We start from the raw sequence: 16,120 nt of genomic DNA on the forward strand, positions 1-16,120 counted from the left end.
GGTGTAGGGCAAGGCCGCGTTCAGCGGCCGTTGTAGGTATAAATGCCGTCGTCGAAGGCGTTGTACGCCTCGTAGTCGAGCAGCTCGTAGAGCCTGCCCCGAGTCTGCATGCCCGCGACCTCGTCGTCGAGCGTTCCCGTGGCGAGCAGGGTGTCGAGCCCGCGCTCGATCGCGCCGAACGCGATGCGCAGGAGTGACACGGGGTGGATGACCATGTTGACGCCGGCGTCGGCGAGCTGCTGATGGGTGAAGAGCTGGCTCTTCCCGAACTCGGTCATGTTGGCGAGGATCGGCACGTCGACGGCCGCGCGCATCGCCGCGAACTCCTCGAGCGTGCCCATCGCCTCGGGGAAGATCGCGTCGGCGCCGGCGTCCTGCAGGGCCTTCGCGCGGTCGATCGCGGCGTCCATGCCCTCCACTCCGCGGATGTCGGTTCGGGCCATGATCACGAGGTCGCGATCGCGGCGGGCGTCGACAGCCGCGCGGATGCGCTTGATCGCCGTGTCGGCATCCACGACCGCCTTGCCGTCGAGGTGCCCGCAGCGCTTCGGGTTGACCTGATCCTCGAGGTGCAGGCCGGCGACGCCCGCGTCCTCGAGCTCGTGCACCGTGCGCGCGACGTTCATGGGCTCGCCGAAGCCGGTGTCGGCGTCGACGAGCGTCGGCAGGTCGCTCATGCGGCTGATCTGGTGCGCGCGCTGCGCGACCTCGGTGAGCGTCGTGAGGCCGATGTCGGGCAGGCCGAGCTCGGCGGCCATGACGGCTCCCGAGATGTAGGCGCCGTCGAAGCCCTTCTCCTGAATGAGGCGGATGCTCAGGGGCGTGAACGCGCCGGGGAAGACCTGCAGGCGGTCGCTCTGCAGCCCCGCCCGGAAGGCCTGGCGGCGCTGCGACGGCGTCGTGGTGGTCGACAGCATCAGAAGAGTCCCTTCGGGGCGGCGGGCGGGGGCGTGAGCGGGGTCACGGTGAGGCCTCCGAGCTCGTCGGCGGTGAGCTCGGGCAGGCGGGCGGCGAGAGCGAGGAAGCGGTCGACCTCCTCGTCGGCCAGGACGCCGTCGGCGAGGATGCGGAGCTTGTGCTCGTACTCGGCGCGGCCGAACGGGCGGGCGCCGAGCGGGTGCGCGTCGGCGACGGCGATCTCGTCCACGACCTTCTCGCCGTTCGTGAGCTCGATCTCGATGCGGCCGCCGAACGCCTTCTCGCTGATGTCGAGCGAGTGGTAGCGGCGGGTCCACTCCTTGTCCTCCGTCGTCGTGATCGTGTGCCACAGCGCGACGGTGTCGGGGCGGGCGGCGCGCTCGGGAGCGTACGAGTCGACGTGATGCCAGCCGCCGTCCTGCAGCGCGACGGCGACGATGTACGGGATCGAGTGGTCGAGCGTCTCGCGGCTCGCGGTCGGGTCGTACTTCTGCGGGTCGTTCGCGCCCGAGCCGATGACGTAGTGCGTGTGGTGGCTCGTGTGCAGCACGATCTCTTTGATGTTGGCCGGGTCGCGCAGCTCGGGGCGCTCGGTGCCGAGGCGGCGCGCGAGGTCGATCCACGCCTGCGCCTGGTACTCGGCGGAGTGCTCCTTCGTGTAGCTGTCGAGGATGCCCGTGAGCGCTTCGCCGCTGTCAGGCAGCGGAACCTCGTAGCGAGCATCCGGCCCGCTCAGGAGCCACGCGATGAACCCGTCCTCGCCCTCGTAGATGGGGCTCGGGCTCGTCTGGCCGCGCATCGCGCGGTCGACGGCCTCGACGGCCATCTTGCCGGCGAAGGCGGGGGCGTGGGCCTTCCAGGTCGAGATCTCGCCCTTGCGCGACTGGCGCGTGGCGGTCGTCGTGTGGAGGGCCTGGCCGATGGCCTGGAAGATCGTGCTCTTGTCGAGTCCCAGCAGGGTGCCGATGCCGGCGGCGGCGCTCGGGCCGAGGTGGGCGACATGGTCGATCTTGTGCTCGTGCAGGCAGATCGCGCGGACGAGGTCGATCTGGATCTCGTAGCCGGTGAGCAGGCCCTTGAGGAGCTGCGCACCATCGGCGCCGGTGTGCTGCGCGACGGCGAGGATCGGCGGGATGTTGTCGCCCGGGTGCGAGTAGTCGGCGGCGAGGAAGGTGTCGTGGTAGTCGAGCTCGCGCACGGCGACGCCGTTGGCCCAGGCGGCCCACTCGGGGCTGTACCTCTGGTCGGCGGGCAGCCCGAAGACGGTCGCGCCGGGGCTGTACGGGTGGGCTTCGGCCTGGCCGCGCGCGCTCACGACGGGGGCGCGACCGATGCTCGCGGTCGCGACGGCGGCGTTGTCGATGATGCGGTTGATGACCATGTCGACGGCGGCGTCGTCGAGCGGGCGGTCCTGCTCGGCGGCGAGCGCGGCGAGCTTCCCGGCGAGCTGGTTCTCTGCGCTCAGCGGCTCGCTGCTCTTGTAGGTGCGGACGGTGTGCGTGGTCGTCATGCGTGCTCTTTCGTCGGGGCCGCGGTGCTGCTGGGGGCGGCCGGGGGCAGGTGGCGGTGGATGCTCGTGAGGGCTTCGTGCAGGTGGAGCCGGGTGGCGGCGGCGGCGCGCTCGCCGTCTCCGTCGGCGATCGCTCGGGCGATGGCGCCGTGCTCGGCGGCGGAGGCCGCGAGGCGCGCATCGTCGTCCCGGGCGAGGCGCCGCACGCGCGCGAGGTGGACGCGCGTGCTCGCGATCGCGGCCGCGAGGTACGGGCTGCGAGTCAGCGCGGCGTCGAGGGCGGCGTCGAACTCGGCCACGAGGGCGTAGTAGCCGTGGCGCTGGGGGTCGTCGGCGGCGAGGGTCGACGGGGTGACTGCACGGAAGCGGTCGGCGAGGTCGGCGAAGTCGCGTGCGGTGACGGGGTCGGCGGCCGCGCGGGCCGCGGCGAGGCGCGCCGCCTGCTCGTCGAGGGCGCGGCGCAGGTCGAAGAGGGCGGTGACGTCGCCGGCGTCGATGTGCGAGACGACGAGGCTCCGCGGCCCGCGCTCGATCGCGAGCCCGGCCGCGATGAGCCGGGCGAACGCCTCGCGAACGGGGGTGCGGCTCACGCCGAGGCGCGTCGCCTGCTCGACCTCGGCCAGCGGGGCGCCGGGAGCGAGCTCGCCCTCGACGATCTGCGTGCGCAGCGTCTCGAAGGCGCGGTCGGCGGACGTGAGCGCGGTCGCCCGCTGCACCGCCGCATCCATCGCCATGCTCTCAATGTATACATTGAGTGTTCCTGCCGCTACATTCGTCCCGACATTCCGGATTCCCGTATACAAGCCTGCGGAGTAACGAAAGCCGATCTTCGCCCCGAGCGTCCTTCCAGAACTACGGAACGGGTGAGCCACGTTCACCCGATCCGTAGTTCTGGAAGGGCCGAGGCGGGCACACCGGGATGCCGCAGCTCAGGGAGTACGGCCGACAGGTGCGGGCCGTCAGGCGCGGGAATCTAGACTGAAGGGCTCATGACTGACCCCGCCGCGCCCCTGCGCATCACCTACCCGGAGGACCTGCCGGTCAGTCAGCGGCGCGACGACATCGCCGCCGCCATCCGCGACAACCAGGTCGTCATCGTCGCGGGCGAGACCGGGTCGGGCAAGACGACGCAGCTGCCGAAGATCCTGCTCGAGCTAGGCCGCGAGCGCATCGCCCACACGCAGCCGCGCCGCATCGCCGCCCGCACGATCGCCGAGCGCGTCGCCGAGGAGCTCGGCACCGAGCTCGGCGGACTCGTCGGCTACAAGGTCCGATTCACCGACCAGGTCGGCAAGACGACGCGCGTCACGCTCATGACCGACGGCATCCTCCTCGCCGCCCTCCGCGGCGACCGCGAGCTCAAGAACTACGACGCGATCATCATCGACGAGGCGCACGAGCGCAGCCTCACCATCGACTTCCTCCTCGGCTACCTCAAGCAGCTCCTCCCCCGCCGCCCCGAGCTCAAGGTCATCATCACCTCGGCGACGATCGACCCGCAGAGCTTCGCCGCGCACTTCGCCGCCGCCGACGGCACGCCCGCCCCCATCATCGAGGTCAGCGGGCGCACCTTCCCCGTCGAGGTGCGGTACCGGCCGCTCGTCCCGGACGGCGTCGACACCGACAATCTCACCGACCCCGACGACGATGAGTCCGACGGGCCCAGCACCCCCGGCGAGGCCATCGACATGATCGACGGCGTCATCGCCGCGGTCGACGAGCTCGGCCGCGAGGGCGACGGCGACGTGCTCGTGTTCTTCAGCGGCGAGAACGAGATCCGTGACGCGACGGATGCCCTGCGCGGCCACTTCCAGCGGCAGGGCGCCCGTGGCTCCGCGACGGAGGTTCTGCCGCTCTACGGTCGGCTCAGTGCGGCCGAGCAGCACCGAGTGTTCGAGCGGGCGCCCGCGGGCATCCGTCGCCGCATCGTGCTGGCGACCAACGTCGCCGAGACGAGCCTCACGGTGCCGGGCATCCGTTACGTCGTCGACACCGGGACGGCGCGCATCAGCCGGTACTCCGCTCGGGCCAAGGTGCAGCGGCTGCCGATCGAGCCGATCTCGCAGGCGAGCGCCAACCAGCGGTCGGGGCGCTCGGGGCGCACGAGCGACGGCATCGCGATCCGGCTGTACTCCGAGCTCGACTACGGCAAGCGGCCCGAGTACACCGACCCCGAGATCCTGCGCACGAACCTCGCGGCGGTCATCCTGCAGATGATCTCGCTCGGGCTCGGCGACATCGAGCGCTTCCCGTTCCTGCAGCCGCCCGACAAGCGCGGCATCAAGGACGGCCTCGATCTGCTGCTCGAGCTGAACGCGATCGTGCCGGCGAACGGCCAGAACCGCATCACCCAGCTCGGCCGCGACCTCGCCCAGCTGCCGCTCGACCCCCGCTACGGCCGCATGGTGCTCGAGGCGAAGAAGCACGGCGTCGTGCGCGAGGTCATGGCGATCGTCGCGGGGCTCTCGATCCAGGACCCGCGCGAGCGGCCTGCCGAGAAGCGCGAGCGCGCCGACCAGCTGCACAACCGCTTCCGCGACCCGAACAGCGACTTCATCAGCCTCCTCAACCTCTGGAACCACCTGCAGAACCGGCAGGCCGAGCTCAGCGGCAACCAGTTCCGCAAGGAGGTGCGCGCCGAGTTCCTCAACTACCTCCGCATTCGGGAGTGGCAGGACGTCTACCGTCAGCTCACTCGCCAGGGGCAGCAGCTGCGGCTGCTCACGAAGGAGGAGGCGCGCGCGCTGGAGCTGAAAGCGGGGGCCATTTCTGGGCCCCGCCGCGACGCCAGCGCCGACGGTCGTCCCGGCCGGCGGGACGTCCGAGCAGCAGGAGGCGACGCCGACGCGATTCACAAGTCGCTGCTCGCCGGCCTGCTGAGCCATCTCGGCATCCGCGACGCCGAGAAGCGCGACTACCTCGGCGCCCGCCAGCGCCGATTCGTGCTCTTCCCCGGCTCTGGCCTCGCGAAGAAGCAGCCGACCGCGATCATGGCCGCCGAGCTCGTCGAGACGAGCCGCCTGTTCGCGCGCACCGTCGCATCGATCGACCCCGCGTGGGCCGAGCCGATCGCGGGCGACCTCGCGAAGCGCCAGTACAGCGCGCCGCGGTGGGAGAAGCGGCAGGGCGCCGCGATCGTCGACGAGAAGGTGACGCTCTTCGGGGTGCCGATCATCCCGCGCCGGCGCACGCAGCTCGCCCGGACCGACCCCACGCAGGCGCGCGAGCTGTTCATCCGGCACGCGCTCGTCGAGGGCGACTGGGATGTCTCGCGCGTCGACAAGCGCCTCACCGCGTTCGTCCGCGACAACCAGCGCACCCGCCGCGAGCTCGAGCAGCTCGAGGAGCGCACGCGCCGCCGCGACATCCTGCTCGACGACGAGCGCATCGTCGACTTCTTCGACGCGCGCATCCCCGCGGACGTCACGGACGTGCGCCGCTTCGAGAAGTGGTGGCGGGATGCCCGGCGCGAGCATCCTGACCTGCTCACGCTCAGCCGAGACGATCTCGTCGAGGCCGACGAGATCGCGGTCGACGACGATGCCTACCCGACGCGGCTCACGCTCGGCGACCAGACCCTGAGCGTCGGATACCGCTTCGACCCGGGCACCGCCGACGACGGCGTCACCGTCACGGTGCCGCTGCCGCTCCTCCCCCGCCTCGACACCGCGGGCTTCGACTGGCTCGTCCCCGGGCTGCGCCTCGAGCTCGTGACGGCGCTGCTCAAGACGCTGCCGAAGGCGATCCGGCGCAATGTCGTGCCCGCGGCCGACTGGGCGGCGAAGCTGCTCGCCGCCGTGCCCGAGGGCGCCGACCTGCGCGAGCTGTCGATCACCGAGTTCCTCGCGCGCGAGATCCGGCGCCAGACCTTCACGCCCGTCGAGCCCGACGACTTCGAGCTCGACCGCCTGCCCGCCCACTTGCGCATGGGGTACGCCGTCGTCGACGAGCGCGGGTCGCGCCTCGCGCGCGGCACCGACCTCACGGCCCTGCAGGCCAAGCTCAAGGAGCGCACGCGCGACTCGGTCGCCCGCGTCGCGACGGCCGCGACGCGCAGCCCGATCGAGCGCGGCGGCATCACGACGTGGGACGATTCGATCGGCGCCGGCTCGGGCGCACCGGCCGGCACGCTCCCCCGCGCGCTCGACTCGCGGCGCGGCGAGACGACCATCCGCGCCTACCCCGCCCTCGTCGATGAGGGCTCGAGCGTCGCCCTCAAGCTTTTCGCCACGGCCGCCGACCAGGAGCGCGCGCACCGCGGAGGCGTGCGCCGGCTCGTGCAGCTCGGCGTGCCCTCGCCGCTGAGTTACGTGCAGGAGCACCTCACGACGCCCGAGAAGCTCACCCTCGCGGCCTCGCCGTACCGGTCGACCGCGGCGCTCATCGACGACGCGCTGCGCGCCGTCGTCGAGGCCGAGATGGATGCGGCGGCCGGCATACCCTGGGATCGCGCGTCGTTCGAGGCCCTCGGCGATCGCGTCAACGCCGGACTGCCCGACCGCCTGTTCCGGATCGTGGCGACCACCGCATCCGTGCTCGCCGCCGCACGCGAGGCCGACGTCGCGATCGGGCGCGCCTCGTCGATGTCGCTCATGGCGCCGCTCGCCGACGCGCGCGAGCACCTGAACCAGCTCGTGTTCGACGGCTTCCTCTCGCGCACGGGCCTCGACCGTCTGCCGCGCCTCGCCGTCTACGTGCGCGGCATCACGCACCGCGTCGAGCGTCTCGCCGACGACGTCGGCCGCGACCGCCAGCGCATGACCGAGCAGCAGGAGGCGACGACGCTCTTCACGCGCGCGGGCGGCTCGCTGCCGCTGCCGCCCGACGCACGGGCCGACCTCGTCACCGCGCGCTGGATGCTCGAGGAGCTGCGCATCTCGCTCTTCGCCCAGCCGCTCGGCGCGCACGGGCCGATCTCGGTGCAGCGCATCCGCAGGGCGCTCGGAGGGTAGTTCGAGGCGCTGGGCGGTTCAGCCGTGCACGCGCCGCCCCGCGATCCACGTCCCGACGTTCCGGGTGGCGTGGATGCCCGCCGCCGGCCCCGCGAACGGATCGCGGTCCGTCGCGGCGAGATCCGCGATGGCGCCCACCGCGATGATGCCCGCGACCTCGGGGTCGCCCGAGCCGCGGCCGGTGATGAACGCCGAGCCCGCCGTGTACGCGTCGAGGGCCTCGGCGAGACTGAGCGCCTCGTGCGGCAGGAGCGGCTCGGGGTCGAACTCGGGGTCGTCCACGGGCAGCTGCCGGTTCACCGCGACGTGGATCGCCTGCCACGGGTCGGGGGTCGAGACGGGCCAGTCGGAGCCCGCGCACAGCACGGGACGAGCATTCATGCCGCTGTTGGCATGCGCGCCGGTGCTCGGAGCAGACGCACGCAGGATGCTCGCGAACGGGTACTGCGTCGCCGCGCGCTCCTCCCCCACGATCGGCACCGAGAGCTCGCGCATCTGCGGCTCGTAGCAGGCCCAGAGCGCCTGCATGTTAGCCGTCACGCCGAGCTCGGCGAGGCGAGCGACGTCGTCGGGGTGGACGAACTGCAGGTGGGCGAGGTGGTGGCGCCGAGCATCCGACGCCGGGCGCGATGACCAGTCGTTCGCGACGGATGCCGCCTCGAACCCGTCGAGGGCGTCGCGCGCGGCTCGGTCGCCGATGACGTGCACGTGCGCGCTGAAGCCGGCCGCATCGAGGGCCACGATCGCGTCGGTGAGCGCCTGCCCGCCGACGAACGCGATGCCGCGGGGGTGCTCGGTCTCGCCGAGCGGGCCGAGGTACGGCTCGAGCATCGACGCCGTGCCGTTCTCGACGACGCCGTCGGCCATGATCTTGACCGCCGGCAGGCGGAAGCGCGCGTGCGGGCCGAGCTCGGCGGCGAGGGCGTCGCGGCGGGCGACGAGCTCGGGCACCTGCTCGACGCCGCGATCGCGATCCCACCACAGAGCGCCCGTCACGTCGACGAGCAGTCGGCCCTCGGCGAGTGCGCGGCGATAGACGAGCGCGGTGTCGCTCGCACCGAAGTAGTCGCCGACGATGGCGTCCTGCCAGCCGGTGATGCCGAAGCCGAGCGCGTACCGCTTCGCCTCGAGAAGGGCGGCGAGCTCGTCATCGAGTGACGGCGCGGGGGCGACCGAGGCGACGAGCTTCGCGGCACCCTCGTGCAGGGTTCCCGCGGGCGACCCGTCGGCCAGCCGCTCGATGCGCCCGTCGGCCGGGTCGGGCGTCTCGGCGGTAATGCCCGCGAGCGCGAGCGCGGCCGAGTTCGCCCACGCGCCGTGGTGGTCGCGGTTGTAGAGGAGCACCGGACGGATCGGCTCGATCGCGTCGAGCTCGGCGGCCGTGGGCGTGCCGCCGGGGAAGGCGCTCATCGCCCAGCCGCCGCCCGTGATCCAGGAGCGCGAGGCGTCGCATCCCCTCGGCGGGTTGAGCTGCGCGTATCCGGTGATGAGCTCGAGGTACTCCTCGCGCGTCGAGCCCTCGCTCAGATCGCACGCGAGCCGCTCGAGGCCGCCCTGGATGGGATGGATGTGGGCGTCGACGAACCCTGCGTGGAGCATCCCGCCCGCCAGATCGACCACTTCGGTGGCCGGTCCGTGCCATGCGCTCAGGTCGGCGTCGACCGCCGCGATCCGCCCGTCGACGACGGCGACCTCGAGAGGCTCGGGAGCAGCACTGCGGCCCGGCCCCCGCCAGACGACGCCTCCGGTGAAGAGGGTGTCGGCGTGGGGCACGGGCCGCAGGCTCGGGGGGTCGGTGACGACGGGTCGCTCGGCTACGCCGAGGTCTTCGCGTTGACCTCGTACGACGTGTTCGTCGACTCGAAGAAGTTGACGAGCTGCAGGGTGTCGTTCGCCGTGGCCATCCACTTCGCCGGGTTCGTCACGTTGTACTCGGGCTCGAAGCCGAGCTCCTCGAGGCGACGGTCGGCGAGGTACTTCACGTACTGGTTGATGTAGTTCGCGTTGAGGCCGAGGATGCCGTTGGGCAGGAGGTCGCGGTTGTACTGCTCCTCCATCTCGACGGCGTCGAGGATCATCTGCTTGATCTCGGCGGCGAACTCCTCGGTCTGCAGGTCGGGGTTCTCCTCCAGGACGGTGAGGATGAGGTTGATGCCGAACTTCAGGTGGAGGCTCTCGTCGCGCACGATCCAGTCGACGAGCGAACCGAAGTTGCGCAGCAGGTTCCGCTGGCGGAACGACAGCGCGACCATGAAGCCCGAGTAGAACCAGATGCCCTCGAGGATCACGTTGTATGCGACGAGGTTGCGGATGAAGTCCTGCTTGCCCTCGGTCGTGGTGATGTCGAGAGTGTCCTCCGTCATGCGGCGGATGAACTTGACCTCGAACTCCTCCTTGCGCGCCATCGACGGCACGTCGACGTGGCTGTCGTAGGCGGCGGCGCGGTCGATCGGGAAGGTCTCGAGCACGTACTCGAAGCTCATGCAGTGGTTGGCCTCCTCCCACATCTGCTTCGCGAGGTAGAGGTGCGCCTCGGGAGCCTTGACGTATGGGTAGACGCCGAACGCGAGCGCCTTGTTGACGAGGAGCTCGTTCGGGTTGAAGTAGCTCATGAGGAACGTGATCGCGTGGCGCTCCTCATCGGTCATCTTCTTGAAGTCGGCGATGTCCTCGCCCAGCTGCACCTCGTTGGGGAACCAGGTGTTGGCGACGGCCTGGTCGTAGAGGTCCATCGCCCACTTGTACGTGACGGGCTTGAGCAGCAGGCCCTCTTGGATGCCGGTGCCGAGAATTCCCATGATCTGTCGTTCTTTCTATTCAGGAGGAGGGGAAGTGTGGGGTGGATGGGGTGGGATGGATGGGTCGAGCGGTCGTGCGGGCGCTGCGCCTACTGGCAGCTCTCGCAGTGCAGATCGTCCATCGGATCGGTCGGGACGTAGTAGCCGCCGACGGTGTCGGCCGCGGAGTCGCGCGGGTCCATCACTCGCCACCCTTCGAGACGCCGCCGAAGCCGAAGCCCTTGCGCGGAGCCGCGGCCGCCGCGGCGGGCTCGGCCGCCGGGGTGCTCGAGCCGCCGGCCGCGCCGAAGCCCTTCTTGGGCGTGCCGCCGCCGGCGTTGATCGTCTCGGACTTGTTGACCTTGACCGTCGACTGCTCGGCGGTGTGGCGGGGCTTCATGTGCAGGTAGTAGGTCGTCTTCACGCCCTTCTTCCACGCGGCCGAGTAGATGTCGACCATCTCGTCGACATCGCGCGTCTCGAGGTACATGTTGCGGCTGATCGCCTGGTCGATCCACTTCTGAGCGCGGGCCGCCACCTCGAGGAAGGCGTACGGCGAGAGCTGGAAGCTCGTCTTGTACGTCGCCTTGATCTCGTCGGGGATGAGCGCGATGCCCTGGATGTCGCCCTGGCTGCGGAGGATGTCCTCGCGGACGCGCTCCCACAGTCCGTGCTCCTGCAGCGTCGCCACGAGGTTGCGGTTGACCTCGAGGAACTTGCCCGAGCTCGTGGAGCGGCTGAAGATCTGCGAGAACTGGGGGTCGAGGCCCGGCGTCGTGCCGGCGACGAGACCGATGGATGCCGTGGGCGCGATCGCCATGAGGGTCGCGTTGCGCATCCCGCCCTTGACCTTCGCGCGGAGGGCGTCCCAATCGAGACGGCTGGTGCGGTTGACCTGCACCTCGAGTCCGCGGTCGGCCTCGGTGAGGTCGATCGTGTCGAGGGGCACGAGGCCCTCCGACCAGCGGCTGCCGGCGAAGTTCGCGTACGAGCCGCGCTCCTTCGCGAGCTCGGCCGACTCGTCGATCGCGGCGTACGAGACGTGCTCCATGATCTCGTCGATGAGGTCGAAGGCCTCCTCCGAGTCGTACGAGAAGCCGAGCTTCTCGACGACGTCGGTGAAGCCCATGACGCCGAGGCCGATGGCGCGGTTCTGCTGGTTGGCGAAGTCGGCCTCGTCGACGCTCGACACCGTGATGTCGATGAGGTTGTCGAGCTGACGCACCGCGAGGCGCGCGCTCTCCTCGATCTTCGGGAAATCGATGACGCCGTTCTCGATGTGGCGCGACAGGTTGATCGACGCGAGGTTGCAGACGGAGATGTTGTCGCGGTCCTGCGGCAGGCAGATCTCGGTGCAGAGGTTGGAGAGGTGGATCGTGCCGGTGTTGTTGTTGATCGCCCGGTTGTTGATCGTGTCCTTCCACGTGAGCCACGGGTGGCTCGTGGACTGCAGCGAGATGAGGATCTGCTTGAACTGCTCGCGAGCGCCGAGCTTCTTGAACATCTTCAGCTCGCCGCGCTCGGCCATCGCCACGTACTCGGCGTAGCGGGTCGAGAAGGCCTTGCCGTAGAGCTCGTTGAGGTCGCTTACCTCGAGCGGGTCGAAGAGGTACCAGTCCTCGTCGTTCTGGACGCGCTTCATGAACTCGTCGCTGATCCAGACGGCGGTGTTGGCCGTGCGGGTGCGGCGGTAGGGGTCGCCGGAGTTCTGGCGGAGGTCCAGGAACTCCGGGAAGTCCATGTGCCAGTTCTCCATGTAGAAGCACAGCGCGCCGAACTTCTTGCCGCCGCGGCTGACCGCGCGGAGCACCGAGTCGATCGTGTGCATGAAGGGGATCGGGCCGGTCGAGGTCGTGTTGTTCGAGCGGATGGGCGAGCCCTGCGCGCGGAGCTTGGTGACCGAGAGGCCGATGCCGCCGGTGCCCTTCGTGAGCCACATGACGTCGCGCACGCTCTTGGCGATGTGCTCGATGTCGTCCTGCATCTCCATGACGAAGCAGTTCGACAGCTGCGGGTAGCTCGTGCCGGCGTTGACGAGGGTCGAGCCCGCGGCGAGGTACTCGAGCTTCGACATCTTCGAGTAGAAGGCGATCGCGTGGCTCGTCGGGTCGGCCTCGTTGAGCGAGAGGCCCATGGCGACGCGCATCCAGAAGTACTGGGGAACCTCGAGCGGCTCGCCGTTGCGCGCCTTGATGCCGTAGCGGTTGTTGAGCGTGACGACGCCGATGTACTTGAGCAGCTCGTCGTTCGCGGGCTCGAGGGCCGCGGCGAGGCGGTCGAGGTCGAAGAGCTCGGTGAAGCGCGGGTCGAGCAGGATCTCGTCGACGCCGCGGTGCACGTACGCGACGAAGTGCTCCTGGTGGAGGCGGCGCAGCTCGTCGGCGGAGGAGTAGTCGCCGAGCACGCGCTTGTAGATGGTCTTGAGGAGGAGACGGGCGGCGACGATGTCGAACGCCGGGTCGTCCTTGATGTTCTGGAGGGCGACCTGGATGACGGCCTCGTCGAGCTGCTGCGTCGTGATGCCGTCGAAGAGCGTGAGCTCGAGCTCGCTCGCGATCTGGGTCACCCACGTGATGCTCGGGTCGAGGCCCTCGGCGGCGCTCTCGATCGCCAGGTTGATCTTGTTGGCGTCGTAGGGCTCGCGGGTCCCGTCGCGCTTGACGACCGTGATGCTGCTCACGTGGCTCTCTCCTCTTCGCGCCAGCGGCGCGGCTCTGCGTGGTCTTCTTCGGCCCTCCGGGAGGGGCTCCGACCCCCTCTCGGGGGCCACCGAGCGATGCTCCGGTCCGGCGGTTCCGCCACTATATATCGGGGCACTGACAATGCGCACACCCCACATGTAGTGGGCGTGTCGTCCACAGCTGTGCATAAGTCCGCGGCCTTATCCACAGTCTGGGGGCAACCTCCGACACGCGATCCGAGGCCCGGAAACGGGCGGATGCGCGGGCCTCCGGGGGCGCTCCGGCGGTGTCGGCGGCCTCCCCTAGGCTGAACTCTCGTGAGCGGATACGGCGACCTGTTGAGAACTCGCGGAGTCGCCCGCATCATCGCGGCGCAGCTCACCGCGCGGTTCCCGAGCGGGATGCTCTCGCTCGCGTACCTCCTCCACGTCGAGGGCATCTTCGACTCGTACGGCGCCGCCGGGCTCGTGCTCGCGGCGACGAGCGTCGGGCAGGCTGTCGCCGGCCCTCTCACGAGTCGCTGGATGGGCATCTGGGGCATGCGGCCCGTCATCTCCCTCACGATCGCGGTGTGCGCCGCGAGCATGGCCGCGATCGCGTTCGTGCCGATGGAGCTCTGGGGCTACATGCTCGTCGGGCTCGTCGGCGGGCTCGCCTACCCGCCGATCCAGCCGGCCGTGCGCACGATCTACCCGAAGATGGTGAACTCGCGCCAGCTCACCCCGCTCTTCGCGATCGACGCCTCCGCTCAGGAGATCATCTGGATCGCCGGGCCCGTCATGACGACATTCGTCGCGACGCAGATCTCGACCGTCGCCGCGATCGTCCTCGCGGGCGCCTTCCTCCTCGGCGGCGGCATCTGGTTCCTCGCCTCCCCCGAGCTCGGCCGCGTGCGGATCCCCCGCTCGAAGCGCTCCTTCGGCGTCGTCCTCAAGCGCCCGCCCGTGCTCCTCGCCACGGTCGTCGGCTTCCTCCTCGTCGCGTCGTGCGCCGCGATCGAGGCGGCGGTCGTCGCGAACTTCGGCAAGGAGGGGATCGAGGCCGGCGTCATCCTCGCCATCTGGGCGATCGGGTCGCTCGCCGGCGGTCTCGGCTTCGGCCACGTGCCCATCGGCCCCTGGGCGCTCGCGCGCCGCATGTCGGTCGTGTTCGTGGGCGGCGCGGCGGCGATGTTCTTCCTCGACTTCTGGGGCCTCGCGATCACGCTGCTCATCGCCGGCGCGGGCATCGCCCCCGCTCTCGCCGTCATGTTCGCGATCGTCTCGGCGAGCGTGAAGTTCAGCGACACCGCCGAGGCCTACGGCTGGGTGGGCACCGGTCAGCTCATCGGCGCCGCGCTCGGGTCGGCGGCCGCGGGGTTCCTCATCGACGGCTTCGGCGCATCCGGCGGGTTCGCCGCGGGCGCGGCGTTCGCGTTCGTCGGGATGGTGATCGCGATCGTCTTCAGGCGCGCGCACCCCGACCTGCGTGGCCGCGACGCGAGCCCGCTGCCCGACACCGAGCCGGTGAGCCTGCCCGTCAGCTGAGGACGCGGATCAGGGCAGCGGCTTCAGCGCAGCCGCTTCAGCGCAGCGGCTTCAGAGCCTCGGACGTCTCCACGAGCATCCGCGTCATCGCCGCGACGGTGCCGGCGAGCTTGTCGTCGCCCTGGAAGACGCCGTCGACCATCTTCGTGCCGATGAAGTTGATCTCGGGGTTCGCGGCGACCTTCACGAGGCCGACGCTCGCGAGCACGGGGGCGAGCGCCGCGGCGCCGCGGGTTCCGGCCGAGGCGCCGCCGTAGCTGACGACAGCGACGGGCTTGTGCGCCCACTCGGTGTACAGGAAGTCGAGCGCGTTCTTGAGCGCCGGGCTGTACGAGTGGTTGTACTCGGGCGAGATGAGCACGACGGCGTCGGCGGCCGACACGCGCTCGCTCCACGCGACGGTGTGCGGCTTCGTGTACGCCTTCTTCACGGGGTGGTGCGGCTCGTCGAGGAACGGCAGGTTCAGCTCGGCGAGGTCCACGAGGTCGAGGGATGCCGCATCGCCTCCCCCGCTCCCGTCGCCGTGCAGGGTCTCCTGGATGCGATCGCGCACCCACTCGGCGACGGAGAGGCCGACTCGGCCGGGGCGGACACTGCCGACGATGATCATGATGCGGGTCATGCATCCATGCAACCGCATGGATCGCGCGTCCATTCCGCGCGCCCGGTGCACTCCCACCGGGCGCACCGCCAACGTGGAGATACAGGGACGGTGGAGATACTGGACCGATGACCGACAGCCTCCTCCCCGCCATCGGCCCCGCGATCCCCCTCCACGACGGCGCTGCGATCCCGCAGCTCGGCCTCGGCGTGTACAAGGTGCCCGAGCCGCAGACCGCCGAGCTCGTCGCCGGCGCGCTGCGCAGGGGGTACCGGCACGTCGACACGGCGCAGCTGTACGCGAACGAGCGCGGCGTCGGCGAGGGCATCCGGGCCAGCGGACTGCCGCGCGAGGACGTGTTCGTGACCACGAAGGTCTGGAACGACGCGCACGGGCTCGACGAGACGCGCCGCGCCTTCGACGACAGCATGAGCCTGCTCGGCATCGAGACGCTCGACCTTTACCTCATCCACTGGCCGGCGCCGCGGCAGAACCGGTTCGTCGACGCCTGGCGGGCCATGATCGCGCTGCGCGACGAGGGCCGCGTACGCTCGATCGGAGTGAGCAACTTCGAGCCCCACCACGTCCAGCGGCTCGTCGACGAGACCGGCGTCGTGCCCGTCGTGAATCAGGTCGAGCTGCACCCGCACCTGCCGCAGACCGCTCTGCGGCGGGCGAACGCCGCGCTCGGCATCGTGACCGAGAGCTGGAGCCCCCTCGCCCGCGGGCAGATGCTCGCCGAGGGCTCGCGCGACCTCGAGGTGCTGTCGGCGATCGGGGCGCGGCACGGCCGGTCGGCGGCGCAGGTCGCGCTGCGCTGGCACGTGCAGCAGGGGCTCGTGGTGATCCCGAAGTCGACGTCTCTGAGGCGCGTGGAGGAGAACGCCGCGCTGTTCGGCTGGGAGCTCACCGCCGACGACATGGCCGAGATCGCGACGCTCGAGACCGGAGAGCGCACGGGTCGCCACCCGGACGACCTGGGCTGAGGGTCGGGCGCGCGCGGCTCAGGCTGCGCGCCGCTTCCAGTACCCCTTCGCGACGGCGCGCTCGACGTCGATGCCCCACGCCGCGAGGAGCGCCCGCGCGGGAGCGACCAGCGATTGCTCGCCGCACGCGAAGACGAAGACGTCGTCGGCCGCGGCGGGCGGCGGCCCG

11 protein-coding genes are annotated in these 16,120 nt (G+C 70.5%); 3 read left to right on the plus strand and 8 right to left on the minus strand.

From position 1 onward, the window contains the following. Positions 1-20: 20 nt before the first annotated feature. Genes prpB through Q7T15_RS00065 form a run of 3 tightly spaced genes read right to left on the minus strand, consistent with a single transcriptional unit; the run spans position 21 to position 3,162 of the window. Positions 21-917, minus strand: a complete 897-nt coding sequence (gene prpB / locus Q7T15_RS00055) for a methylisocitrate lyase (protein WP_304692009.1) — start codon at positions 915-917, stop codon at positions 21-23. Next, on the minus strand, positions 917-2,428 hold the full coding sequence (locus Q7T15_RS00060) for an MmgE/PrpD family protein (protein ID WP_304692011.1): 1,512 nt from the start codon (positions 2,426-2,428) through the stop codon (positions 917-919). The genes prpB and Q7T15_RS00060 overlap by 1 nt, the downstream gene beginning before the upstream one ends. Then, the gene (locus tag Q7T15_RS00065) at positions 2,425-3,162 is read right to left on the minus strand and encodes a GntR family transcriptional regulator (protein ID WP_370689060.1); all 738 of its coding nucleotides are present in this window, start codon (positions 3,160-3,162) and stop codon (positions 2,425-2,427) included. The genes Q7T15_RS00060 and Q7T15_RS00065 overlap by 4 nt, the downstream gene beginning before the upstream one ends. Before the next feature lie 255 nt (positions 3,163-3,417). Here Q7T15_RS00065 and hrpA point away from each other — a divergent pair, with 255 nt between their 5' ends. Then, complete coding sequence (hrpA, locus tag Q7T15_RS00070; RefSeq protein WP_304692013.1) at positions 3,418-7,380, plus strand: ATP-dependent RNA helicase HrpA; 3,963 nt, start codon at positions 3,418-3,420, stop codon at positions 7,378-7,380. 18 nt (positions 7,381-7,398) lie between these two features. Here the strand turns inward: hrpA and Q7T15_RS00075 are convergent, their stop codons facing one another. The 4 genes from Q7T15_RS00075 to Q7T15_RS00090 all read right to left on the minus strand — a co-directional run bounded on the left by Q7T15_RS00075 (position 7,399) and on the right by Q7T15_RS00090 (position 12,837). Further along, the gene (locus tag Q7T15_RS00075; RefSeq protein WP_304692015.1) at positions 7,399-9,153 is read right to left on the minus strand and encodes an amidohydrolase; all 1,755 of its coding nucleotides are present in this window, start codon (positions 9,151-9,153) and stop codon (positions 7,399-7,401) included. 41 nt (positions 9,154-9,194) lie between these two features. Further along, positions 9,195-10,178 carry a ribonucleotide-diphosphate reductase subunit beta gene (locus Q7T15_RS00080; protein ID WP_304692017.1) on the minus strand — a complete coding sequence of 328 codons (984 nt, stop codon included), beginning with the start codon at positions 10,176-10,178 and terminating at the stop codon, positions 9,195-9,197. Between the two features lie 89 nt (positions 10,179-10,267). Further along, the gene (locus tag Q7T15_RS00085; RefSeq protein WP_304692019.1) at positions 10,268-10,360 is read right to left on the minus strand and encodes a ribonucleotide-diphosphate reductase subunit beta; all 93 of its coding nucleotides are present in this window, start codon (positions 10,358-10,360) and stop codon (positions 10,268-10,270) included. After that, positions 10,360-12,837, minus strand: coding sequence for a ribonucleoside-diphosphate reductase subunit alpha (locus tag Q7T15_RS00090; protein WP_304692021.1), 2,478 nt, complete (start codon positions 12,835-12,837; stop codon positions 10,360-10,362). Before Q7T15_RS00090 ends, Q7T15_RS00085 begins: the two co-directional genes overlap by 1 nt. Before the next feature lie 318 nt (positions 12,838-13,155). Here Q7T15_RS00090 and Q7T15_RS00095 point away from each other — a divergent pair, with 318 nt between their 5' ends. Then, the gene (locus Q7T15_RS00095) at positions 13,156-14,364 is read left to right on the plus strand and encodes an MFS transporter (RefSeq protein ID WP_304692023.1); all 1,209 of its coding nucleotides are present in this window, start codon (positions 13,156-13,158) and stop codon (positions 14,362-14,364) included. Positions 14,365-14,401: 37 nt separating this feature from the next. Here Q7T15_RS00095 and Q7T15_RS00100 read toward each other — a convergent pair whose 3' ends face one another. Continuing rightward, the gene (locus Q7T15_RS00100; protein ID WP_304692025.1) at positions 14,402-14,986 is read right to left on the minus strand and encodes an NADPH-dependent FMN reductase; all 585 of its coding nucleotides are present in this window, start codon (positions 14,984-14,986) and stop codon (positions 14,402-14,404) included. A 107-nt stretch (positions 14,987-15,093) separates the two neighbouring features. On the opposite strand from Q7T15_RS00100, the gene Q7T15_RS00105 reads away from it, so the two are divergent. Further along, positions 15,094-15,951, plus strand: a complete 858-nt coding sequence (locus Q7T15_RS00105; RefSeq protein WP_304692027.1) for an aldo/keto reductase — start codon at positions 15,094-15,096, stop codon at positions 15,949-15,951. Positions 15,952-16,120: the final 169 nt, after the last annotated feature.

Origin of the sequence: Microcella sp. (assembly GCF_030645145.1) — a bacterium.
Classification (GTDB): Bacteria; Actinomycetota; Actinomycetes; order Actinomycetales; family Microbacteriaceae; genus Microcella.

What these genes read in the sequence shown, in the direction of transcription:
- prpB (WP_304692009.1), bottom strand. Translation starts at nt 917, where the DNA reads ATGCTGTCGACCACCACGACGCCGTCGCAGCGCCGCCAGGCCTTCCGG.
- Q7T15_RS00060 (WP_304692011.1), bottom strand. Translation starts at nt 2,428, where the DNA reads ATGACGACCACGCACACCGTCCGCACCTACAAGAGCAGCGAGCCGCTG.
- Q7T15_RS00065 (WP_370689060.1), bottom strand. Translation starts at nt 3,162, where the DNA reads ATGGCGATGGATGCGGCGGTGCAGCGGGCGACCGCGCTCACGTCCGCC.
- hrpA (WP_304692013.1), top strand. Translation starts at nt 3,418, where the DNA reads ATGACTGACCCCGCCGCGCCCCTGCGCATCACCTACCCGGAGGACCTG.
- Q7T15_RS00080 (WP_304692017.1), bottom strand. Translation starts at nt 10,178, where the DNA reads ATGGGAATTCTCGGCACCGGCATCCAAGAGGGCCTGCTGCTCAAGCCC.
- Q7T15_RS00085 (WP_304692019.1), bottom strand. Translation starts at nt 10,360, where the DNA reads ATGGACCCGCGCGACTCCGCGGCCGACACCGTCGGCGGCTACTACGTC.
- Q7T15_RS00100 (WP_304692025.1), bottom strand. Translation starts at nt 14,986, where the DNA reads ATGACCCGCATCATGATCATCGTCGGCAGTGTCCGCCCCGGCCGAGTC.
- Q7T15_RS00105 (WP_304692027.1), top strand. Translation starts at nt 15,094, where the DNA reads ATGACCGACAGCCTCCTCCCCGCCATCGGCCCCGCGATCCCCCTCCAC.